A 22,583-nucleotide genomic window follows, 5' to 3' on the forward strand; every position below is an offset into this window, starting at 1 on the left:
CGCGGAACACCTGCACGTCGTTCTGGTCGCCGTAGCTGCACACCATCACCGCGCCGGAGCCAAACTCTGGCTTTGCAGAATGGTGCGTGCGTATCTGCACCTCCCTGCCAAAGAGCGGCAGCACCACCGTCTTGCCCTGATAGTCCAGGTACCTTTCGTCGTCCGGGTTTACGATGACTGCCTGGCACGCGTAGAGGAGCTCGGGCCGGGTGGACGCTATGGTTATCGTGTTGCTTTGATCGTCATTGCTGTTACTGCCATCGCTGCCGGCCACTACCCTGAACTTCATGTGCACCAGCTTGGTCGGCAGGTCGCTGTAGATTATCTCGGCGTCTGCAATCGTGGTGCCGCAGTCGGGGCAGTAGTTGTTTGGCCTGTTTGCAAGGTACACGAGCCCGCGCTTCCACAGCTCTATGAACGTAGCCTGCGTCAGAGCCCTGTACTGGTCCGAGTCGGTGCGGTAGTATTCTTTGAAATTGCCAGAGAGCCCCATGTTCTTCATTATCTGGAGCATCTCTGCCTCCAGGTCGTCCAGCGCCCCCCTGCACAGGTCCAGGAATTTCTGCCTGTCCATCTGGCGCATGCGCACCTTGTATTTTTTCTCCGTGTAAATCTCGACAGGAAGGCCGTTGCGGTCTATGCCTATAGGAAAGAGCACGTTCCTGCCGGACATGCGGGCCGCGCGGGCAATCATGTCTATCTGGGCGTAGTGGGCGGCAGCGCCTATGTGCCAAGGCTTGCCTGACGGGTAGGGCGGCGGGGTGTCTATGACGAACGCAGGCACGCCGTCTTTTATCTCAAAGCGATAGGTGTCCTCGTCCTCCCATTTTTTCAGTATCGCGCTCTCTATCTCGTGGTTCCACGACTTGGCCTGTATCCTGGGCTCCCTCTGCTGCGAAGAAGACGGTGATGACGATGACGATGACATCTGGCTATAGGTGTGGAATGGCGGCCAATGCCGTTATTAACGTTGACGCTCCCCTGCCGGAAAAGCTATTAATACTAACCTTCACGCACCCCATTTCGTGAAATTCGTCGACTGGTTCCCGCACTACCAGGAAATCCGCGCAGAGTTTGGGTACAGCACAGAGAAGGACCAGGAGGCGGCAAACACGCTTTCGGCCATGATCACCAAAAAGAACAAGGCTCTCGACCCAAAGGTGCTCGAGAAAAAGCTGAAGGGCAAGAACGTCTTTGTCATAGGCCCGGGGCCCGGCCTTGAAGAGAACGTCAAGCTTTTGAAAAAGAACAGCTCTTTTGTCAAGATAGCGGCAGACAGCGCAGTCGAGGGGCTGCTTGAGAACAAGATCAAGCCCGACATCGTAGTCACGGACCTTGACGGGACACCGGCCGCGCTCGCCAAGGCCGCCAAGAGCGCGGTGATGGTGGTGCACGCCCACGGCGACAACATGGACGCGCTCAAAAAGATGGTCCCGAAATTCAAAAAGCTCGTCGGGACGACGCAGGTGATGCCAGTCCAGAACGTGTACAACTTTGGAGGCTTTACAGACGGCGACAGGTGCGTGTTCCTAGCAGAAGAGTTTGGCGCCAAAAAGATAGTGCTTGTAGGCATGGACTTTGGCGGCAAGAACCCCTACAAGGAGCCCCGGGACCCGGACCTCAAAAAGCGCAAGATGCAGGCCGGCAGGCGCCTGCTGGAGGTGCTCGCCAGGCAGTCTAGGTCGCAGCTGTTCGACACGAACGCAAAGCCGGTCAGGGGCTTTGCTCCTTATACCCGCTAGGCTAGAACAGGCATGGTCAGCCAGAGGAAGGCCATCGGCATAATCGGCATGTTCTTTGCCGTGGCAGGCGGCGCCGTGTGGTTCTTTGGGCAGCACATCCCGGCTGCGATCCTGTGGGGCGTGGCCGTGATCATTTTGCTGAAATTGAACAGGCGCCAGCCGGGGCGCAGGCCGCCGTCGTCGTCATCTTCAACGACAAAGACGGGCAGGTAGTAGGCAGGTAAGGCTATTATACCAATTATGATCAAGTGGTGGTGCTATAACTAACCATGTCCGGCGGCTATTCTGAAGATGACGTGAGGCGCGCGGCGGAGACCCGCGAGTGGCTCATCAAGCAGATCTCTGACAAGCAGGAGGAGCTGGAAAGGCTGAGGACGATGCTGACGCTTGTCGACAGCCTGCTAAAGCAGGGCAGCTTCCGGCCAGCGTCGATGTCACCCCCGGCTACTCAGGAGTCGAGAATGCAAACGGCAGCGGCTCCGTCGCCTCTTGTTGCCGCCAAGCAGCAGGCCATGGCGGCGGCAGCGCCCCAGGCCAGGCCGCAGCAGCAACAACAGCAACAGCAGTCTAGCTTTGAAGCCGGCAAGGAGGTGCGCCAGATAAAGAGGGCCAAGGACGAGGCGGTGCTTGCAAACGCCGAGGTGACCGCCGCTTCGGTCACGATAACGCCGGCAGTCCCGCTGAACGCAAACACGCCCCCCTTCCGCTCGTTCTTTCTCAACCGCATCCTCGACGGCATGAAGGGCAAGGACGCAGAGAAGGTCAGCCAGGGCGCGATAAAACCGGCGGACGCGATAAACTATGTGCTAGAAGAGGACAAGGGCAGCGGCGCGATAAAAAAGATAACGATAAGCAACTACCGCGACAGGGACCGCCTGCAAGAGATTTTCAACACGTCTGCCTGGGTGTTCACCAGGATGCTTGAAAAGGCGGGTAGCGGCTAGCACTTGAGCAGCGACAGCAGCAATAGCAAATTAGAAAAAGAGATAGACAAGATAGTGGTGCTGGACTTTGGCTCCCAGTACAGCCACCTGATATGCAGGCGCATCAGGGAGGCAAACGTCTACTGCGAGCTGTTGCCGTACAACACCCCTGCAAGCGTCATCGAAAAGATGAACCCAAAAGGCATCATATTTTCAGGCGGGCCGGCAAGCGTCTATGCAAGGGGCGCGCCCAAGCCTGATAAAAAATTGTTCGAGATGGGCAAGCCGATACTTGGCATCTGCTACGGCCACCAGGTGCTGGTGGACAGCTTTGGCGGCAGGGTGAGGAGGGCTCCAAACCGGGAGTACGGCAGGGCCGGCCTCCAGATAGACGACAACTCGGACCTTTTCAAGAATCTGGGGGAGAGCATCAACTGCTGGATGAGCCACGGCGACAAGGCAGAAAAGGTTCCCGAGGGCTTTTCCATCCTTGCCCACACAGAGAACTCGGAGACCGCTGCAATTGGCAACAAGGAAAAGCACATGTACGGCATCCAGTTCCACCCCGAAGTCGTCCACACAGAGCGCGGGATACAGATACTGAAGAACTTTGCCCAGGAGATAAGCGGCGCCCGGCCGCAGTGGGACATGCAGAGCTTTATCGACTCCACCGTTGAAGACGTGAGGAAAACTGTGGGGAAGGACAGGGTGCTTGCCGCAGTAAGCGGCGGCATCGACTCGACCACCGTGGCTGCGCTATTGAACAAGGCCATCGGGAAGCAGCTGTCGTGCGTGTTCATCAACCACGGCCTGCTCAGGCAGGGCGAAGAGGAAGAGGTAGTGAGGCTGTTCAAAGAGCACCTTGGCATAAACCTGATCTACGTCGATGCGGAAAAGCGGTTTTTGCAGCGGCTCAAAGACGTCAGCGACCCGGAGAAAAAGAGAAAGATAATCGGCGACCAGTTTGCGAAGGAGTTTGTGGCAGTCGCAAAAAAGCACGGGCCCTTCAGGTGGCTGGCGCAGGGCACGCTCTACCCCGACGTGATAGAGAGCGGGGTGTCCAAGGGGCCGGCGGCCGTCATAAAGACGCACCACAACGTGGGCGGGCTGCCGAAATGGCTGAAGCTAAAGGTGGTGGAGCCTCTGCGGTACCTGTACAAGGACGAGGTGAGGAAGGTCGCCAAGCTGCTGGGAGTGCCCGACGAATTGCTAAAGAGGCACCCGTTCCCCGGGCCCGGGCTGGCAGTGCGCGTCATGGGGGTGCTGACGCCGGAGAAGATAAGGATAGCCAAGCAGGCAAGCAAGATAGTCGAAGACGAGTTAAAGGCTGCGGGATATTACGACAAGGTGTGGCAGGCGTATGCGGCAGTCGGCGACGACAGGGCCGTCGGCGTGCTTGGCGACGAGCGCGTTTATGGCCACATAGTCATGATACGCGTCGTCGAGTCGATAGACGCCATGACTGCCGACTGGACTAGACTGCCGTACGAGGTGATTGAAAGAATGAGCAACAGGATAACAAACGAGGTAGAGGGTGCGACGTGGGTGACGTACGCTGTGTCGAGCAAGCCGCCGGCGACGATAGAGCCGCAGTAAAAATAGGGATACCCGCATTTACGCTCGAAAATCCGCGTGCTGTCGTAAAAAATTCTTCCCATCTTTTGTGCTCGCAATTGTGTCGCTTTTTCAGGTATGTGTAAACAAATTACGGTATGGCGTGGAAGGACAACGAAAACGAGCTACTTTTTATCATAGCTAACGCTGTGTGAACCAATGTCAACTTGGAAGATCATGCCTGCTTCAGGATATTCTTTCACGGCCACATATCTGGAAACATTAAGAAAGTCGATAGAAGCACGTGGGGTTTCGAGTCAGGTTATAGAAGTGGAGATTGACGATAATCAGGTCCTTTCATTTGTGCGTGAGAGATTGAACGAACCTGCTGTAATTATCAAGTTAATCGAGAAATCTATAGTATTACCTGCTCCCAAACCAGATGGAGGTAGTGGAACCACCTGTCCTTCTTGTGGAGGTTATGTTCCAATTCAAAAATAGAGATGGTTGTATGGCAGACGAGATAATGACGATCTTACCCGTTGTAATATCAGCCATAAGTGCTACCGCTGCAGCAGGCGGTCTGATTTTCAATGGTTATAGTTCCCTACAAAATACAAAAAGCAGGTATGTTTAGATAATGACAGATTTATCAAAGGAAATTACTGCTTTAGAAAGTTCGCAGGAGAGAAACAAGGACTATGATCTATGGGGTGCAAAATACCTAGCATTGCATGACCGTATTGCGTATTTGGCTGTGAAAAAAGTAATTCCTAACGATGTAGCGAGATACTTTGATGCAAACTTTGCTGCCGCTTTAGCATTAGTAAAAGAACAGAGATTTCAAAAATATGAATCAGGGCTTGGAAGCCTGATCCATTGGTGCAATTCAAACAACATTCAATCAAGCGTTGCACCTAAACCGTATAGCGAGAGTTGAAGTGCTCTCAGAAAAACTTAAGTTCAAACAGCTTTCCTCAAAATTGATAATGGATGAGAAGAAGCTATCACGCAAGGTCGTTGAAGCCTACGAAAGGTCCAAAGATCAAAAGATAGCTTTCATTAAAGATTCTGACTTTAATTTACTTGGTCTGAACCAACAGCAGGACTGCCTCCTGATAACTGGTAAGCGTAAGATATCCGCATGGGCGTTCTTGGATACACAGATCGTCCAAGATGCAATCCGACTTGCAGTTTTAATACGAAACTTCGCTGATGTCTCGATAGGAGATATTGTAACCATAGAAAAAGTTACGCCGGTTGCTGGTGAGAGGGTAATTCTAAAACCAATAGAGGAAATAATACCCGGCATTTCTAGTAGGATCGTAGAGTATATTCCGTTTAGTATGAAGGAAAACCCACTAGTAATTGGAGAGCGTGTCTGGTACACCTTTGACGGTACTATGTTTGTGTTTGATGTTGTTGGCATTCGGCCACAGAATGCAGGCGCTATCCTTGTTACAAAGGACACTAGATTCGAAATAGAGCAACGGTCCAGTTCGTAAACCTACTGCGCTACAAGAAGACGGTTATTGACGACCGCAAAAAGCAGTGCCTTTAACCTTGTATTAAGGCGGAATTCCTTCTTGGACAAGAGCGCATCTACATCTTTGAGCCTGAGGCTGGGCCTTCCAATCTCCCCCGCATACTTTACCCCTTCGCTAATGAGGCTTTCGAATAGCTCTAGTTTGTGAAGGAAAACCACTTTCGTCATCTCTTGTCTTGCAAGAGCCTCTGCAGAATCTATCCTCTTGCGCACTACATCTGGATACCGATGAAATTCGCCGGGTTCGAAGCCCTTCTTGCTCCAAAATCCTCTGATCATAGAAGGAAGTTCATAATCGCTTGCGAAAGCAAGCTTCTCCTTTGGGCACTCATTCTTGACAAAGACTACTATTTCACCTAGTATGCTGTTATCGGCATTTTGGTTCAGATAATCAAGGAGCTTTTGCGGCACTAGGCTAGAGTTATCCCTCGTCCATAACGATATTTTCTTTAGCTCGCTCTGGAAATAGACAAGGTCATCCCTGTTCTGAAATGGTAATAGGGCCAAAACAGACTCAAGCTCAATACTGAAAAGATAACCGCCTCTGTCCTCCTCGAGTTTCATCCTCATGCCTTTTGGATGCAATTCCTGCCTTGGACCGACTATTTGCTGTTCAATCTCATCAATGATGGCAGATACCTGGGTCTTGCTAAGTTTTAGAGCGTAAACAATCTGCAAATCCTTCGACTCGATGTCCATGCTAAAGTTCGAACCAGAATGCCTCCTCAAAGCAAAATAGCCATAATTGTCTAGCCGTAACCTCCGGGTAAGCTCCGATGACTGGTAGGATGTGACTTGACCTTCCGTCCAGTTTGTTGATTCTTGCTCTCTTGCGGCATTGCGGTTATAGATTGCTTGCCATCTTTCGCCATCTGACAAGCTTCCCCAATCTCCTACGAATTGAGGTCTGCCATCTCTTGTTATCCAAGGCATTAAGAACATTTGCTTGGACTTGCATTAATCCATTTCTCGACTATCTTGTAAATTTGGTTCCTTTTATGCGAAGGCTATTCTCATTGAAGCATGCTTGAAAGGCTTGGCATTCTTCAAGCATGAAAGGATTTATCGAACATCATATTCATAAACTCGTGTCAAATCCTGGCGATGGCAAGAGTTTGAAAGGAAGTAAAGACGACGAACTCTTGCAGATTGGTCTGCAGGGAATGACCGACAACGCTCAAATGGCCATTGCTGTGGCCATAGGTATTTTCGGAGTCCTTGCAATCTCTGTAGAATTAGACCAACTAATCAGTTACAATGCTTATTTTCTTCTACCTGCCAAGGTAATACTTTCCGTTGCGTATTTTGGATTAGTACTTCTTGGGGTGGTCTACATGGCACATCATAGACTTTTCAACATGATGATTGCAGATTATTCAAAGAAAAAAGAGCTGCAGGACAACGATAAACGGCTCAGTTATGAAGCGGTAATTAGAAGCTACTCTGATAATCCGTTTTCAAGAATGGCTTTGAAATACTTATGGACGCCGAAAGAATACAACAAGAAGATTTTTTATGCGCTTGTGACTTCATTTATTGTGATAACGTTTCTTATGTGGATTTTCATATTCTTCGTTCGTAGTTGACTCGGCATACGCTTCTACGGATTCTATTGTAACAAAAAGGCAAATTAAAGTAATTGAGGATGCTCTGTCATGTATGGTGGGCCTCAAACAAACTATCTTCAAAGAGCTTCAAAATCATATTACGCGAAGCTTGAGCGTCCTTGAATCATTCTTATCTATTCTTCATAAGGAGTATCCCAACGCGCGCCTCAATAGACATTCCAACAAACTAATGGGATTAAAAAACAAAATCCAAGGTGCCGCACGACCTTGTCTGACCGCAGATGATTTGAATATATTGTTAGATATCAAGAAAAATCTAATTGGCCATCCTAAGTTTATGAATAAGCTATTACAATATGATGAACTTGCAGTAGCATTTGCGAAGGCAATGTACGTTAGTCAAACAGTAACTCCAGATCCTTCTTTAAAGACACGATTGGTCGAAGCCTCTTTTTTGGACAATTTTACAAAACAAGTAAGGATGGAAGCTAAGAAGAATCCAAATAGCGTGATGGCAGTAGCCAGCTTGATGCTCATCCTAGTTGGTGGAAAAGAAACCCTTCATTATGTTATTAGAAAGAACCTTGAAGAAGTTATCAAGAGTAGGAAACTGTCAGGATATGATCTAGACGAGATACTTTCTATCGGATCAAAAGTCGTTAGAGGGCAGCATTTTGTTACGGATGTGGTAGCAATTAGAGATTGTATCTCTCATTTACGATATGAAATCACGAAAACAGGTGACACGCATACTATTACCTTTCGCTGGGTTGCACCAACAGGATACAACTTTACAAGAGCATTTACCTATAAGGAATGGATTTCATTTTTTGAAGATTACTTTTTCTACCAGAGAATCCAAACTTGGCTCTTGATAATTAATCTTGACCTTGTTCTTATGTCTACTTTGCTAATGAAAAAATAGTGTCCAAATTCGATTCGTTATGGGTGCTACAAGATATTGCACTATGTGCTTTGTTCATAATATTCACAAAATCTTAGGGCTCTTTTTATGGAACATATAATATGTTCCAGTCAATGAAACGCATTACCTATGACAAGACGAGGTTCAGACCAATCATGTTGGCTCTGGATGTATACAGGGCGTTAGAAAGCGCTAAGGGGTCCCTCGAGTCTTTTACGGACGTCGTCCGCAGACTGGTCCGGAACGCTGCCGGCAGAGACATCGACTGGTCGGTTGTCAAGCCGGTGCAGTCATCTGTCAAGGATTTTTACAGGAGTGAACTCTTTGCCTAGAGAGATTGTCATTCTGGGTAAGAAGCACGACGACGAAAAGTCTGACTCAGAAGGCACGGGCACGACGCCTCATCTTGTACCAGCTGCCCCAAAAGAGCTCGAACCAGTTCAGAGAGCAGCAGACAAGCTTCGAGTGGGCATAGCCGAACGTTTCAACAGCCCAGACTATGTAACATTGGCCATGCACGTCAACCTTAACACTGCCAAAGCTGACTTGATACCAGTGCCGCACCCGGAGAATATGAGAAAGATGAAGTACAACTTCAGCAGGTTGCCAATGAAAGTCCAGGATGTTGTGAGAAAGAACATACCAGAGGAGCAGATGAAGGCTGTTGAAGAAATCTACGAGTACCTAGAAACAAAACCAGTCGATGCCGAACGTATCGCTGTTCAAGAGGCGAAGGCACTTGAGGAAAAAGAGCGCGAAGACTGACGAGCTTTGGAGAGTCCTTGGAGGTCAAGGCCGCAAGCGGACAAAGGTATTGAGGAGAGCTAAAGAATGACGGACTTTCCTCTTCCTCCTTTGCCTACCGTCTACGTGAAATGCAAAGCAAAGGAGGGTTACTCTAGCGAATGTGGTGGCACGATATTGCCACTTTATTCGATTCGCAATGGCATCTTCCAAGGCATATATTGGAAATGTGAAAAATGTGGTAAGACAGTCTAGTTAAGCGAGTACCTCTCCTCTCTATTCCATAGAGCCGCAGTAGAGATCTCCCTGTTTACGCACGAAAATCCGCGTCTCTCGTAATGCCAAAAGCTGTCTATTGCAGAAGATGTTGAATGTAGAGATGAACAAGAATTTCTTAAAGTCATCTGGGCGGTAATTTGAATTTGACAGGGTGTGCTACGAGTTTTCCTTCTCTCCAAAGCTTAGTAGGGTTTTGCAATCTTTCAATCCTAGGATTGTTTTCTCCTGCGTTTAATACTACGTAGACATAGTACTTTTCGCCTTCATTTTGTTCAAAGAGCTTTCTGGCAAATTCCCACTGGGCTCCGGTAATCTCTATGAACTCCGGCTTTTCATCGGTTTTCGTTTTTACCTCCACATACTCGACTTCACATCCGTCTTGCAGGATAACGAAATCATATCCTATTCCAGTGTCACTACGTTTGTTTTTCCACCGAATCTCGTATTCATCGCAGGAAGTACTCGCAACCTTGAAACCGCTGTTTGTTTCAACAATAGTCCCATGCTTCCTAAATCTGTCTTTTAATGCGTGATAAACATACTCCTCTCCCCATCTCCCTATTGACACCCTGTCAATAGGTCCGTACTCATTGTCCTGATCTCCTTCTTGGATTGATTTAGAAGGAATTTCTACTTCAAGATCCTCTTTATCCTCCTGTTCAGCCAAATCAGAAGTGATTATTCTTTCAGGATTCACATCTTCAACATGTATACTAACAGCATCTGGATTTTGGGGAGGCTTCCAACCTTCAACCGGCTCATTCGGACGTTCATGTCTCTCTGATTCCTTCCTCCTTTCATGCTCCTCTTTCATTCTTTGCAGCTGTTCTAAGGGGATCCCCTCCACGATTTTTAGTGTCCTCCTGATGTCTTCAGGAAGCTGATCCATCATATCGTGCTTGAAATTAAGAATCCTTTTCAGAATACTGGCACTATTGGCAGTTAGATCATCATAAGTATCCAATAAATCCGAAAAAGTGAGATCGGCGGGTTTCTTGAGGATACCATTCTTGTCGACCAGCCATTCACGTTCTCGAAGCGTCTTTAGAAATTTCGCAGCAAACCGTGCAGATCTCTCCTTATGGTAGAACCAGCGATATTCTCCTTGAAAAAAATCTTCAGCAGAATGTGATGGTAATTGGTTGATACTTTCCAACAACAATTTCCAGAGCAGAAGGGACTTTTCAACAGTCATCTTGCGTATGAAACTATCTAGACCCTCCCAATCATAGTCCTGCTCGAAGGTATCTCTCGTCCAACTCCAACTACCGCGTAACTTATTCTTTTCATGGTAAGTTAAACGTGATTCTATGTCGATGCGCCGCGGCTTGTCTGCGACAGCTAATTCCGTCAATATTCTTTTCAATCTTTCCTCTCCAAATTGGAGATAGAGTTCATTAGCAACGAAGTAAACATCATCATATTGATCGAAATACTTCCGTAGCTCTTCATGTCTAAAGTAGACCTCATGTGGTCTTTTCAGATGATGTCCAGATGTCCCATTATGTACAGAGTCTATGAATGCCGCATAGGATAATTTCTGTTTGAATTTTTCTTTCTGGTCTGAAGGTATTGTCTCGTAGATCTTTAGTATCTTGTCAAGGTCTTCCAAGTACCTGTCATCTTTAACAGGGTCTTGTTTCGAGTATTTGGGGAGGACGAACTTCTCTACTTCGGCACGGAGATCCGGCTCCCTTAATCCTAGTTGTGTAAGAAATAGCTTGGCATCTTTATCCGCAGCAATGCTACGTTTGACAGTGTCATAAGAGGATTTGATGCTCGAAGGCAACCAGACTCTTGCATCTCCACTCTCATCAAATGGAACGATATGTTCGTCTGTATCCAACCTGATTATTGGTTTAGTCCTCAGAACGCCGGGGGAAAAAGGTTTATCTCTCCATAATGCCGGGTGGTTTAGGAGTTGCCTATAGAAAGAAATCATCCATTCGTCAGTCTTTGTCTGAAGAAAGTCGCTTGTTATCGCTTTTGCAAGATCCTCGAATTCAACCTCTTGAATCTTCAATTCAGTCTTCAAAAACCATTTCAGATCGAACATATCTGAGTTGGATATTTCTGGGGATAACCAAGCAATTTTCTGGAAAAGCTTGCGAATATCGTCTCCTCCAAGTAATTCGGTTATCGGTTTGCTTCCAGGTAGTAATACCTCGTTTGCTTTAAGATATCTTCCATCAAATGTAGGGAGATAGTTGGACAGGACCTTCTTGACATTGCCATAGATAACTGGGTAGATCGCTTCCCTTTCTTTTAGCTTATCACTATATTCCACAAGCAAGTTCTTCATAAAATCCAAGTTCAAATAGCTGAGATCCTTGATGATCCCTAAGCTATCAGCAACAAGATGCCCGACTTGTTGAAGAATTTCCTTATTGTACGTGTCATCCCAGTGGATATTCTCTCTGTTGGGAGTTGTTCTAAGTGGAGCTTGAATGATAAAATTAAGACCAGTGTCTGTTTTAGTCGGAAAGAATACGCACAGTTTCGAGTTATGTTCAGAAACGATTATTTCTTTACCGTCTTTGTTCTTGCCCAACTTGTAGGCAACTTCCACCTTTAGTTCTTTTCCATCGATATCTATCGGCCTGCTAATGACAATATATTCTTCCCGCCTAGAAGACGACTCTAAGATGACCTTTCTGGTCTTTTTAAACCCGGGAAGGTTCTCAGACGACCTTGAATAGTACTGGCTTGAGTTAGGCGTCTCCCATTGTATTCTTTCAATATTTCTTAGAAACAACATTGTCTTTAGATCTATGTTAGCTAGTCTCTCCGCGACAAGATTGTAGGCATCTCGACAGTCTTGCCCATCGCGGTTGAAAGGCAATCTTATCAAAGTTCCACTAATTTGTTCATCACTATCAACTAATGATGGAACTACCAGATCCTCGATTCTTATTCTATATTCACCAGAAAATATGTATGGAGTCTTGGTGATCTCATAGACTGATTTGAAGCCTATCCCAAACTTGCCTATTGCGGTCAAGTCGTTTTGCTTTGTAGAATTTCCAAAACCCGTGACCCCGTCAATATCATCAAGAGAAAAATCTTTTCCGTCATGATACACATCTAACCTGTCAGTAGAAAGTTTGAATCTGACCGTTTTCGTATGTAGTTCGTCTGTATATGCATCTTCCGCATTCTGCAGTATCTCAAAGATAAAATGAGATTGGTCACTATATTGAGTTGTGAGAACATCGAATCTGAATTTGTTTTCTTTCTGCATTTCGACAAATTTCTTTCTTTTTATTATTAATGCTTCAAGATCGTTACCTGTCATTCAAAGATTCTTGTAACTTGTATTCTCTGCGTGTTCATAAAGCTTAGGTGTCCGGGAGACTGCAAAACAACATGGGATCAGAAGCCGGTAGATTCACCGCAAATCCGCCACCCATAGTCTGGCTAGCTCGCAGATACTCATCCCAAACGACTACCGCTGAAATAACTGCTCGATTTTTCTCTCCTATTAAAGATGACGGACATGTCCCAGTTTTCTCTGCTTTCGCAAAAGTATCACTTTCAACTCTACTATCTTATACAAAATCTCGCAATTGCATACAGTTCATTTCATAATAGTAGTCTTTCTTCCCTAATGCAAGCTGCTTGGCAACCTCTACATATAAAATCGAAAACCATAGTTCAGCATCATTGATGACATCCCAAGTATCGGAAAGCCAGTACGTCCTTCTGCCATTGTAGACTGAAATTCGAGTTCCGGCATGAAAGTCATTGTAAATGTTGGATAATAGAGTTTATCATAGAGATATAGTGAAAGCACAAGTCTTTTCAAGAAAAATTGTTGAACTCCCTAAGCGGCAGCTAGAGGTTTTTCTCTATAATTTTCTCTCCTGCAACGCTCTTCTCAATGCTTTTATAACAACCTGCGCGTCTGCTTGCATGAGTTTCCGTTCCTCCGGCTGTACGGGGTCGCTGCAGAATAAAGACGCCATCGCGCTCTTGCTCTGGGCGGCGTTGCTGCTCGCAATTATCGGCAGCACTATTTCTTCCATTATCGGCACGGCCAGCGCCGCATCCTCTGCAAACACGCTCCTCGTCCCGCTGTACAGCTGGCCCGTCAAGTACGTCAACGGTCAGCGGGTGCTGTCCGACTCGTGGCAGGGCCTGTACAACATCGCAGTCGCAAACCCCGACTTGAAGATAACGATGATTCTGAACCCGGACAACGGCAACTTTGGGCTCGGCGGCGGGCTCTTGACGCAAGAGCAGATGGCCTCTGCCCAGGCCAACCCCGACATCCTGTGGGCGGCCCAAAAGATGCAGTCTGCCAGGATCGTCACCGCCGGCTATGTATACACGGAATACGCGGCAAGGGACCCCGAGACATGCAAGCAGAGGATCGACCTCTACAAGAGGCTCTACAACACCACCGGGATACACTTTGACCAGATGTCAAACGTGGCCGGCAACGAGCCCTACTACACCAGCCTGAGCGCATACGCAAAAAGCAGCAGCGGGATGGCGTTCACGGTGGGCAACCCGGGGACTGCCATCCCTGAATCCTACGTCGGCACAGTGGACACGATAATCGTGTACGAGGACAGGGGGCTTCCGTCGACAAGCACCCTGCAGGCCCGCACGTTCAGCGGCAAATACGACAGGGACAACTTTGCAGCCATCCCCCATTCCGTGCCCAGGTACGACGCAAGGTGGGTCGAACAGGCGCGCCAGGCAGTCGGCCAGCTGTACGTCACCAACGACACGATGCCAAACCCCTGGGACACGCTGTCCAGGTACACCAGGCAGCTTGCGCGCGACCTCCAGTAAAACAGGGCGGTCCTACAGGGGATGCCGGTCCTTCCTGCCCTTTATCCTGCGCGTCAGGTAGAACACGGCCGCGGCTGACGCCCCGCCTGCAAGGGCGGTTGTCTGCAAGTCCGGCGTCGCCCTGACGTTGCTGCTATTGTTAATATCGGCTATCTCGCTCACCGTCACTACTTTGAGCCCTCTTGAGCGCACCTCCTCTATCAGCGCCGCAAGCTCGCCCATTTTCAGCGGGTCCACCCTGTGCTCTTCGTCCACGAAATCCCGCGGGTGGAGCATGACCATCGCGTAGCCGTCTCTTTCCAGCCCGCTTTCAATGTCTGACAGCACCACCCCGTTGTCAAAGGACTGCCAGTACATCTTTTCCTCGTCATAGTCGCTGACGTTTGCGTTGACCGGCAGGTGCCAGATCTGCCTGGCGCCGTCAAAAGAGGGCGGCTGCCTTTCCAGGTCGGCGCTGATGATCTTCAGCCCGTTGCTGCTTGCCGCCTCGGCCGTGCCGCCGTTGAGCCTGTTGAACGGGGCGATGAACGTCACGGGCCTGGCGCCGAACAGCTCCTCCATCTTGCTGCCGGTCTGGCCGAGGAGGCGGGCCTGCTCCTGCGCAGGCAGGGCGCTGAAATCCTCGTGCAGCCAGCCGTGGTTTGCCAGCTCGACCCTGCCCCGGTTGTCCTGGAGGAACCTGACAAGCTCGCCGTCGTGGCCCAGCGCGCCGCCTATCACGCCGGCAGTCAGCGTCGCGTTGTAATCCCTGAAAAGCCTGATCACCGCCATCTGCGCGTCGCGGTCGTAATAGTCCTGTATGTCGTCGAGCCTGAACGCGACGCAGTCGCACGGCGCAAGCGCCATGAGGGCCACTAATAGAGCCAGCACGGGGCGGCAGTCCGCCGGCTGCCATATTATGCATTACCTATCGTGATTACATAACAATCCTCTAGGCGTCGCCTTTTTACCACCAACATAAAAGCGAAAAGCGGCGCCTACCCCATGCAGCATATAAGCTGGCTGCCCGCTAACTCTAATCATAATATGGATAATATGGGTGAAAAAGCGGGCAAGATAAGGCGGTGCCCCCTGTGCGGATGCACGGAGCACAGGCTGGTGGGATGCCACAACCACAAGCTAAAGCACAGGCAGGGGCCGGACGGCCGCTGCATAGCAAAAGAAGAGTGATTTCCCGCAGCATCCTTTATTCTCTATTTATCTATCTATCTATGCCGCCGGTCTTGCGGCAGCGGCCGCTGCCCGCCTTGTGCAAAGCAGGGGTCATCATCAGCAAAGTACGGGAGGAGCACCTAGCAATGTTCCGGCAGCAGGTGACTTGGATTGTTAAATAAAAGGTTCTGGTTCGCATAGCCATGAGGGAAAAAGCCGGCCTTGATGCCACAAACAAGCAAAGCGCGATGAAAGTCGCTTGCACGTCTTTCCTGTCCGCGCTGCTGCTCCTCCTCTCAGTATCGTCGTCTGCTTTTGGAATGGCAGCATTATTGTTGTCAGTCGGCGTGCCGCAGGAGGCGGCGGCCAGCACTGCCGCCGGGCCGGAGACCGACTTTAACGGGGACGGGTACGAAGATTTGGCAATAGGAGTGCCAGACGAGAGCATCAACGGCAAGGCCAGCGCAGGCTCGGTCAACGTGGTATACGGCTCTGCGTCCGGCATATCTGCGACTGCGGTTCCGGACCAGAGGTTCTTCCAGGACCTTGCGGGGATAGACGGGGTATCAAAACCAAACGACAGGATGGGCACGGACGTTGCCGCCGGCGACTTTAACGGGGACGGTTATTCGGATCTGGCGGCGGGGGTGCCGGGCGACGATTACGGCTCGCCGGGCAGCGGCGCAGTCAACGTGGTGTACGGCTCTGCGTCTGGGCTGTCTGCGTCTCTGACGCGGCCCGACCAGATTTGGTCGCAGGCAAGTCCGGGGATAGCCGACGACCTGATAGGGACGTGCCCCATAGAGACTTTTGGGCAAGAGCTTGCCGCAGGCGATTTCAACGGAGACGGGTACGACGACTTGGCGATAAGCGCGCCGGAGACCTTTTTGACATATACGAGCGGCAACCCGGAGGACGGCCCCGGCTGCGGGGGCTCTCTGTACGGCGACCAGGGGATGATCTTTGTCATATACGGCTCGCCTGCCGGCCTTGCGATAACCATGTCCAGGCCCGACCAGTTCTACCACGAGAGCAGCTTTGCAGATTTCGGGTTTGCGATGAAGGCCGGCGACTTTAACGGGGACGGGAAGGACGACTTGGCAGTAAGCTGGGCGCTATTCACCCTAGTGGCTCCCGGGGACCTGACAGACGGCGGATTCGGAGGTGTGTTTATCTTTCACGGCGCGCCGGGCGGGTTCCCGGCCAGCGGTACAGGATTGATAAACTATAGCTCCATCGTGCGGATCTCCCAGGGAGGCACGATTGCTTCACAGGACAGCGGGCAGGCCCAGGATCATTTCGGGTATGCCATGGCGGCAGGCAACTTTAACGGGGATAACTATGATGACCTGGCAATCGGCGTGCCGGGGGAGGACATGGCGCCCAGTGTCGAGGACAGCAACGCTGTCTACGACGACGAAGGCGCAGTCAACGTCGTCTATGGGTCGGCGGCGGGGCTCTCCTCCACGTTCGTGCCCGATCAGTTCTTTACGCAGGACTCTCCCGGCGTCGAGGGGACGGCGGAGATAGGCGACAGGTTCGGCTCCGCCCTGGCAGCAGGGGATTTCAACGGCGATGGCAAAGACGACCTAGCAGTTGGGGCGCCTGACGAGGATGTAGGCACCACGGTTGACGCAGGGTCGTCCAACATAATCTACGGCTCGGCGGCAGGTCTGTCCCCGACGGCGGTATTGCCAGACAGGGTGCTTGACCAGAACAGCGCAAATGTTGAAGGGACTTCTGAGGCCACCGACGCCTATTCGGCGCCGGGGACCGGCTCGGGAGGCTTTGCCGCTGCGCTGACGGCAGGGGACTATAACAACGACGGCAGGGACGACCTGGCCGTCGGGGTGCCTGGAGAAGACGTGGGCACGGTGGCGGATGCAGGGTCATCAAACATCATCTATGGCTCGGCATCATCAGGCACCTCTCCAACCGCCGTGCTCCCAGACAGGGTGCTTGACCAGAACAGTGCGGATGTGGAGGACAGCTCGGAGGCCGGCGACAGGTTCGGGTACGCGCTGGCCTGACGCCGCGCGCATCCCTTCTCTCTCTCACACACTCTTATTTTATTTTTGATCAAAGCTACTTGCGCCCCTCATCATTTTTTTGTCGTCTCATCATTACTTTACGACGAGCACGGGGCAGTGCGCATAGCTCACGACGCCAGAGGCCACGCTCCCAAGCAGCAGTTTTTTGAAACCTGTCCTGCCCCTGCTCCCCATCACTATCAGGTCGATGCCGTTCTTTTCTGCATAGTTCACTATCTCGCCCACTATGGAAAGCGGCGCCTCGATCACTTCTGTAGTCATCCGCAGCGGCGCCTCCTCTTTTCCTCCCCCTGTTGCTGCCGCCTCCTTCCTTACCCGCTCAAACCAGGGCTCCACCTCCCTTGTGGCCGACTCGACGAGCTGCTTGGTGCCTTCGGTGAAGGGCACGCCAAACAGCCCAAAGTAGGTCAGGTTCCTGTCGAGGTCCAGCCCGTGGACGACGAACAGCTCTGCCCCGTACTTTCTTGCAAGGTCGGCGCCGAGCCGGGCGGCGCGGTACGAGTTCTCGGAGCCGTCTATCGGGACGAGTATCTTTTTTATGCTCTCGGCCATGCTCTAGGTGATTTGCGCGGTTTTGCTATTAAAGATGGCGGGCTGCACTGCACCTACCCGGCTGGCTGGCTGGTGGGTGGGTGTGGGCAGACCTCCCCGCGTGTCTGCCTGCGCTTTCATCCGTTAGTTGCGCGCCGTTTCTTCTTTAAACAGTTGTGGCTGCAAAAACGATAGGTGGAAATTTTCTTGTGAATTATTGCCGCCTGGTGCCGGCTACGAGGATGGCGACGGTGACGAAGGTGACGGTGGTGGTGACGGCGCCAGCAGCTGCTCAAAGCGCGGGTCGGCTCTGAGGGCAGAAAACACGCGGCCGGCCCGGGCGGCGCTCCTGTATGCCTCGCCGCCTGCCTCTATCGCCCCTGCAAGGCAGCGGAGCGAGTCGTCTGCCATGCCGGCCTTGGCCGCGGCGCACGCCTTGCCGTACCACGCCTGCGCGGCCTTCTCACTGTCGCCCGGGCCGGACGCGGCAGCGGCGGCAAGCGCCCTGTCAAAGCACTCTAGCGCGCCGCCTAGGATCCCCATGTTGAACATGCAGGCGCCCTTGCCGCTCCACGCCTCTGCGTCTGCGGGCTGCAGCTGCAGCAGGCACGAATAGCTGGACGCGGCCTCAAAAAAGCGCGCCAGCCTGAACAGCGCGCCGGCCCGGGCGGCAAGCGCCTTTGCGTCCAGCGGATCCGCCTCGATGGCGCGGTCCAGGTGCTCAAGCGCGCCGGCATAGTCGCCGATGGAAAGGAGCGAAGCGGCCTGGCCTTCCCAGTCTTGCTTTTCTTTCTTGTCGTCGCCGGCGGCAGCAGCGGCAGCAGCATCATCATCCCTCCTTACTATCGTGTGCGCGGCGCTGTCCTCCTCTACTGCCGCCAGGAGCGGCTCTGCCTTGGTGTTGGCCATGCTGGCGGCCGGGGGCAATGGCGATGGCGGCGGCGCTTCCGCAACGGCTGCAGGCTGGAAACGGCTGGCGATGGCGCTTGAAGAGGCTGAGACAGCCGAGTCGAGCCGGTCCCGCGCGGCCGCCTGCGCAGCCGACACGAGCCTGCCCATGGCAAGCAGCTTTTCGCGGATTGCCCGGGACGGCAGCGAAGTGGCGGCGGCAGTAGTGGCGGCACTTTTGCTGCCGTTGTTCCTGTCCATCATGTACAGCACGTCCTTGAGCACCACCGTCGCCTCTTCCGGCGTCAGCTTGTCCACGACCTGCCTGTCGAGCCCGAGCTCGACCAGGCGGGACTTGTCTCTGTCAGAATAGGTGGAGGGTGGAGAAGGGGGATCTTTTGTCGGGGTGGCGGCATTGTGCTGCAAACTGGTACAGCAGTGCAGGGCATGGGCAGGATATTTACCGTTATGTAGTTGTCTTCTGGAGAAATCAAATCGCAGGAGCGTACAGAACGCCAGCTCCATCCTCTGTTGTTGCCGCTATTATTATTGCAGGTCCTGCTTGATCTGCTCAAACTCTTGCTCTGTTATTATCCCTTCGGCCTTTAGCCGCTCCAGCCTGGCCATCCTTTCAGACAGGCTTTCAGGCGCTGCCCCGGGAGCCTCCTTTGCAGCCCGCCGGCCGCCGGCCTTCTCGGATATTTCCAGAATGGCCCTTGCGTTCTCCTCGTCCGCAGGATCGGGCCGGCCGCTCCTGTACGCAGAGTCGATGCTCTGCTGGAATTCAGGCCCCGCCCCCCACGACGAAGGGTCGTCCGGGTCTGCCGTCCTGGCCTTTTTCTTGAAAAACCCCGCCACTGTGGCGACCAAGCCAGCTATTCTATTTACGCATTAAGTATTCAAACTTTGGTCAAATGATACATGATTCTCGTGCCGGGAAAAAGATGCAGCAAATTCTTTTCCTGCTGACGAACAGGTGTTTCCTGTTTTTCTTTCTTCTGCGCGGCAGCGGCGGCAAGCCTGCCAGGTGCCCGCTTTCCCGGCACCACAGGCAAAAACGTGTACTAGCTGCCGCCCCTGATCACGTTTGCCAGCAGCTGGACTATGCCCGGCTCGGCCACCTTTACCGACAGCACCAGCTCGCGCTCAAAGCGCAGCGGGGCGGGCCAGCCTACCGCAAGCGTGTCGACGGTGCCCGATTTCAGGAGCACCAGGCCGTACGGGTTTGCCTGCGTCATGCCCCAGTTGCCTGCTGCGGCAAACGAGACGCTGACCACGTTCCTGCCGTCGATGTCGAGGTTCACAAACGTCAGGCCGGCAGAGCCGCCCTGCTTGGACACCTGCGCGGCCACAAAGACGCCGGGGCCCTTGAGCGACACGAGCTTGTGCGTCCCTTCCGGCGCAGGCGCCTTGAGCCCCTGCTGGCGCTCCGGGTCGCACACGCCGGCCGCGCACTGCCGCCTTTTCGAAACAGATGACAGTCCCTTTGACATTCTCCACTGTTGGGAACGGACTTGCTAATAAGGTGCGTCGAGGCAGCCTCCTCCTCTTTTTCTCAGGCTAGCTGCGGACCCCGCGCAGGCCCACGTTGGCCCTGCCCTCAAGCGAGCTCCCGTCAAGGCTGTACGCAGACCAGTCAATGCTCTGGGCGGCAGGCGACACCCACACGCGCAGGCCCAGGGTCTTGCCCGGCTTGAGGGGCGCTGCCCCGGCTGTAAAGCCGGCGTCTCCTCCGTGCACTTCGCCGGACCAGCCCCGGGGCGCCCAGACCTTGGTCACGTTCCCTTCCGGCGAGAGGCGCAAATAGATCCCGTACAGGTCGTGGTCGGACATGTTGGTCACCCTGACCGTGACAAGCGGGCTTGTGGCCTTGCCCACGGCTATCACCTTCAGCCCCCTGCCCGGGAGCGAGTAAGAAAACTGGGTCTGGACGGCAGCAGCAGACTGTATGTTGTTGTCGTCGTCATTGTCACCGCCGTCCTGCCGCACGGTCACCTTGTAGGTTCCCGCGCCGGCGAGCGCGCCTGTCCCAAGGAGGTAGCGGAACGAGCCGTCCTCTGCTATTCTGGCGCTTTCGCTCAGCACCTGCCTGCCGCCCGGGCCGGTGACTGTTATCGTTACCATAGCGGCAGCATTGCCGCTGCTCCCGGTTTTCTTTGCAGCAGCTGTCCCGGTGATGGTGACCACGTCGCCGGCTGTGTATGATTTCCTGTCGGCTGCGACTGTCAACGCTGTTGCATTATTATTGTTGGCGGCAGCCGCGGTTGCAGAGTCACCGTTCTTCTTCTGTTCCAGCGTAAACTGGGCCTGGGCAAACGCGCCGCCGTACGTGGCCACCACCCCGAATGGGCCGGGCACGGCAAGCGGGCCCTGCAGGAAAAAAGAGTACCTGAAAGAGCCGTCTGCGGCCGAGACGGGCGCCTGGCCAGAGGCAAACACCTTGTTTTCCGAGTTAAAGATCTGGATGGATACTGCTGCCGCCGCTGCTGCCTCTTCTCCTTCTTCTCTTCCTCCCTGCTGCTGTTGTTGTTGGCCGCCAGCCGGTGCTTTGCCCACGTTGCCTGCGACAGTCACCTTTTCGCCGGCCATGTATGCAGGCTTGTCTGTCGCCACTGCAAAGCTCCCCTGCGCAGACACCACCGCCGGGACTGCTGGAGTGATGATGAGCGCCAGCAGCAGGGCGGCTCCAAAGAGGGAGGCTGCTGCCACCTTCCGCGTCGCCGGCCTGCTGCCGTTATACTGCTGTTGCACGGCCAGCTATCGCGGTGCATAGTACTAGAGGATAGGGCCAATAAAAAGGCGCAAAACTGGTCAGTGTTGCCGCGGCGTGCGCGGTTTTTGGCGGCCGCGTATCCGGCGGCCCGAGGCTTTCTGCTTGAGGGCTCGACTTTCCGGCCACAAAGGAGATGATAAGGGACCACATAAACAGGAGGTCGCCTTCGATGGGCAACAGGGTGAATAACGTGATGGAGGCGGTGCAGAACAACCTTCAGGACGGCGTGGAATACAGGAACGCGTACGAGGTCGAAAAGGCGGCCTGCCTTGTGAAAGAGGCATATACGGTGGCGGCAGCAATAACAGCAAAAACTGGCAAAGCTTTAGGTGGCGGCCCTGACTGCACTAACGCCGGTGGTATTTGGCAATATGGTGGTGCACGCAGGGAGCCTCCAGGCGACGCCCTCGCTGAAACGCTCGCTGGCCGAGCTCTACTTCAGGGAATGGTGCGACCAGCACGGCCGGGCCTTTTTTGGCATCAAGGACGACGGTATCGCCATCGCTGCCGCGCAGGGAAAAGGCGGCCATAGCAACAATAACAACAGCGGCAGCGGCTCAGCGGCGACGGTCGCGTTCAGAAAAGGGCTGCGCACCGTGAACGTGAGGCTGCCGGAAAAGACCGCAGGCGAGGTACGCGATGTCGTCACCGCCACTTTTGCTAAAAGCCAGATCCCCCCGTTTGATTTCCTTGCCTGCAAGGTGGGCAACAGGGACAGGTACGACGATCCTGTGGTGGCAAGCCCGCTGGGGCTGTGCTGGGTGGTGATCGGCAGCCCGCTTTCAGAGGCGCAGGCAGACGCGCTTGAAAAGGCGAGCCTGGACGTGGCCGTTTTCAGGGTGAGGGACGTGCTTGCCTCGCCGAGGGAGATTGAAATAAAGCTGGACTCCAGGCCGGCCAGAGAATGGCTCGACGCGCTTGACGAGCAGAGGGACCAGGCCGAGTCCGACGATGACTATCTCTAATCTAATAATTAATATTTTACATGTTAAACCAGCTTTCTAGTCAGTGCGCGCTGTGCAACAAAAGCGTTGCATAACTCGTTGCGTAGGTGTAGAGTGCCACAATTAATGTCCATCTAGCGTGCCAGGATTACTGTCCATCTTG

At 52.8% G+C, this 22,583-nt stretch carries 25 protein-coding genes; 15 read left to right on the forward strand and 10 right to left on the reverse strand.

Annotated features, from left to right (window positions below):
• A partial coding sequence (locus tag WKI84_RS09915) for a class I tRNA ligase family protein (RefSeq protein ID WP_337863393.1) occupies positions 1–928 on the reverse strand: 928 nt, incomplete at its 3' end.
• Between the two features lie 97 nt (positions 929–1,025).
• Here WKI84_RS09915 and WKI84_RS09920 point away from each other — a divergent pair.
• The 7 genes from WKI84_RS09920 (at position 1,026) to WKI84_RS09950 (ending at position 5,724) form a co-directional block, all read left to right on the forward strand.
• Positions 1,026–1,742 (forward strand): 6-hydroxymethylpterin diphosphokinase MptE-like protein, encoded by a 717-nt coding sequence (locus tag WKI84_RS09920; protein ID WP_337863394.1) that lies wholly within the window; start codon positions 1,026–1,028, stop codon positions 1,740–1,742.
• Positions 1,743–1,754: 12 nt separating this feature from the next.
• Complete coding sequence (locus WKI84_RS09925) at positions 1,755–1,955, forward strand: hypothetical protein (protein ID WP_337863395.1); 201 nt, start codon at positions 1,755–1,757, stop codon at positions 1,953–1,955.
• Between the two features lie 56 nt (positions 1,956–2,011).
• The gene (locus WKI84_RS09930) at positions 2,012–2,686 is read left to right on the forward strand and encodes a hypothetical protein (RefSeq protein WP_337863396.1); all 675 of its coding nucleotides are present in this window, start codon (positions 2,012–2,014) and stop codon (positions 2,684–2,686) included.
• Between the two features lie 3 nt (positions 2,687–2,689).
• Positions 2,690–4,261: a glutamine-hydrolyzing GMP synthase gene (gene guaA, locus WKI84_RS09935; protein ID WP_337863397.1), complete on the forward strand. Its 1,572-nt coding sequence runs from the start codon at positions 2,690–2,692 to the stop codon at positions 4,259–4,261.
• A gap of 177 nt (positions 4,262–4,438) precedes the next feature.
• On the forward strand, positions 4,439–4,720 hold the full coding sequence (locus tag WKI84_RS09940; RefSeq protein ID WP_337863398.1) for a hypothetical protein: 282 nt from the start codon (positions 4,439–4,441) through the stop codon (positions 4,718–4,720).
• Positions 4,721–4,859: 139 nt separating this feature from the next.
• The gene (locus tag WKI84_RS09945) at positions 4,860–5,159 is read left to right on the forward strand and encodes a hypothetical protein (RefSeq protein WP_337863399.1); all 300 of its coding nucleotides are present in this window, start codon (positions 4,860–4,862) and stop codon (positions 5,157–5,159) included.
• A gap of 1 nt (position 5,160) precedes the next feature.
• Positions 5,161–5,724, forward strand: coding sequence for a hypothetical protein (locus tag WKI84_RS09950; protein WP_337863400.1), 564 nt, complete (start codon positions 5,161–5,163; stop codon positions 5,722–5,724).
• Positions 5,725–5,726: 2 nt separating this feature from the next.
• Here the strand turns inward: WKI84_RS09950 and WKI84_RS09955 are convergent, their stop codons facing one another.
• Positions 5,727–6,464 carry a hypothetical protein gene (locus WKI84_RS09955; RefSeq protein ID WP_337863401.1) on the reverse strand — a complete coding sequence of 246 codons (738 nt, stop codon included), beginning with the start codon at positions 6,462–6,464 and terminating at the stop codon, positions 5,727–5,729.
• Positions 6,465–6,853: 389 nt separating this feature from the next.
• Here WKI84_RS09955 and WKI84_RS09960 point away from each other — a divergent pair, with 389 nt between their 5' ends.
• The 4 genes from WKI84_RS09960 to WKI84_RS09975 all read left to right on the forward strand — a co-directional run bounded on the left by WKI84_RS09960 (position 6,854) and on the right by WKI84_RS09975 (position 9,023).
• Positions 6,854–7,351, forward strand: coding sequence for a hypothetical protein (locus WKI84_RS09960; RefSeq protein ID WP_337863402.1), 498 nt, complete (start codon positions 6,854–6,856; stop codon positions 7,349–7,351).
• A 73-nt stretch (positions 7,352–7,424) separates the two neighbouring features.
• Positions 7,425–8,258, forward strand: a complete 834-nt coding sequence (locus WKI84_RS09965) for a hypothetical protein (protein ID WP_337863403.1) — start codon at positions 7,425–7,427, stop codon at positions 8,256–8,258.
• Positions 8,259–8,359: 101 nt separating this feature from the next.
• Entirely contained in the window at positions 8,360–8,590 is a 231-nt protein-coding gene (locus tag WKI84_RS09970; RefSeq protein ID WP_337863404.1) for an antitoxin VapB family protein, read from the forward strand.
• On the forward strand, positions 8,583–9,023 hold the full coding sequence (locus tag WKI84_RS09975) for a hypothetical protein (RefSeq protein ID WP_337863405.1): 441 nt from the start codon (positions 8,583–8,585) through the stop codon (positions 9,021–9,023). The genes WKI84_RS09970 and WKI84_RS09975 overlap by 8 nt, the downstream gene beginning before the upstream one ends.
• 379 nt (positions 9,024–9,402) lie before the next feature.
• On the opposite strand, the gene WKI84_RS09980 is transcribed toward WKI84_RS09975, so the two are convergent.
• Positions 9,403–12,576: a DUF3883 domain-containing protein gene (locus WKI84_RS09980; RefSeq protein WP_337863406.1), complete on the reverse strand. Its 3,174-nt coding sequence runs from the start codon at positions 12,574–12,576 to the stop codon at positions 9,403–9,405.
• A 617-nt stretch (positions 12,577–13,193) separates the two neighbouring features.
• On the opposite strand from WKI84_RS09980, the gene WKI84_RS09985 reads away from it, so the two are divergent.
• Entirely contained in the window at positions 13,194–14,081 is an 888-nt protein-coding gene (locus WKI84_RS09985) for a spherulation-specific family 4 protein (protein WP_337863407.1), read from the forward strand.
• Between the two features lie 12 nt (positions 14,082–14,093).
• On the opposite strand, the gene WKI84_RS09990 is transcribed toward WKI84_RS09985, so the two are convergent.
• The gene (locus WKI84_RS09990; protein ID WP_337863408.1) at positions 14,094–14,951 is read right to left on the reverse strand and encodes a polysaccharide deacetylase family protein; all 858 of its coding nucleotides are present in this window, start codon (positions 14,949–14,951) and stop codon (positions 14,094–14,096) included.
• Between the two features lie 165 nt (positions 14,952–15,116).
• Here WKI84_RS09990 and WKI84_RS09995 point away from each other — a divergent pair, with 165 nt between their 5' ends.
• The gene (locus tag WKI84_RS09995; RefSeq protein WP_337863409.1) at positions 15,117–15,251 is read left to right on the forward strand and encodes a hypothetical protein; all 135 of its coding nucleotides are present in this window, start codon (positions 15,117–15,119) and stop codon (positions 15,249–15,251) included.
• A 185-nt stretch (positions 15,252–15,436) separates the two neighbouring features.
• Entirely contained in the window at positions 15,437–17,263 is a 1,827-nt protein-coding gene (locus tag WKI84_RS10000) for a hypothetical protein (RefSeq protein ID WP_337863410.1), read from the forward strand.
• A gap of 93 nt (positions 17,264–17,356) precedes the next feature.
• On the opposite strand, the gene WKI84_RS10005 is transcribed toward WKI84_RS10000, so the two are convergent.
• The 6 genes from WKI84_RS10005 to WKI84_RS10030 form a co-directional block, all read right to left on the reverse strand.
• Positions 17,357–17,836, reverse strand: a complete 480-nt coding sequence (locus tag WKI84_RS10005; protein WP_337863411.1) for a universal stress protein — start codon at positions 17,834–17,836, stop codon at positions 17,357–17,359.
• Positions 17,837–18,049: 213 nt separating this feature from the next.
• Complete coding sequence (locus WKI84_RS10010) at positions 18,050–19,129, reverse strand: tetratricopeptide repeat protein (RefSeq protein ID WP_337863412.1); 1,080 nt, start codon at positions 19,127–19,129, stop codon at positions 18,050–18,052.
• Between the two features lie 120 nt (positions 19,130–19,249).
• Complete coding sequence (locus WKI84_RS10015) at positions 19,250–19,573, reverse strand: SHOCT domain-containing protein (RefSeq protein WP_337863413.1); 324 nt, start codon at positions 19,571–19,573, stop codon at positions 19,250–19,252.
• Positions 19,574–19,602: 29 nt separating this feature from the next.
• Entirely contained in the window at positions 19,603–19,758 is a 156-nt protein-coding gene (locus tag WKI84_RS10020; RefSeq protein WP_337863414.1) for a hypothetical protein, read from the reverse strand.
• A gap of 9 nt (positions 19,759–19,767) precedes the next feature.
• Positions 19,768–20,196, reverse strand: coding sequence for a hypothetical protein (locus WKI84_RS10025; RefSeq protein ID WP_337863415.1), 429 nt, complete (start codon positions 20,194–20,196; stop codon positions 19,768–19,770).
• A 67-nt stretch (positions 20,197–20,263) separates the two neighbouring features.
• Positions 20,264–21,454: a hypothetical protein gene (locus WKI84_RS10030; RefSeq protein ID WP_337863416.1), complete on the reverse strand. Its 1,191-nt coding sequence runs from the start codon at positions 21,452–21,454 to the stop codon at positions 20,264–20,266.
• Positions 21,455–21,832: 378 nt separating this feature from the next.
• On the opposite strand from WKI84_RS10030, the gene WKI84_RS10035 reads away from it, so the two are divergent.
• A complete protein-coding gene (locus tag WKI84_RS10035) occupies positions 21,833–22,441 on the forward strand; it encodes a hypothetical protein (RefSeq protein WP_337863417.1) in 609 nt (202 codons plus the stop codon).
• Positions 22,442–22,583: the final 142 nt, after the last annotated feature.

It is taken from the genome of Nitrososphaera sp., assembly GCF_037447015.1.
Lineage (GTDB): Archaea > Thermoproteota > Nitrososphaeria > Nitrososphaerales > Nitrososphaeraceae > Nitrososphaera.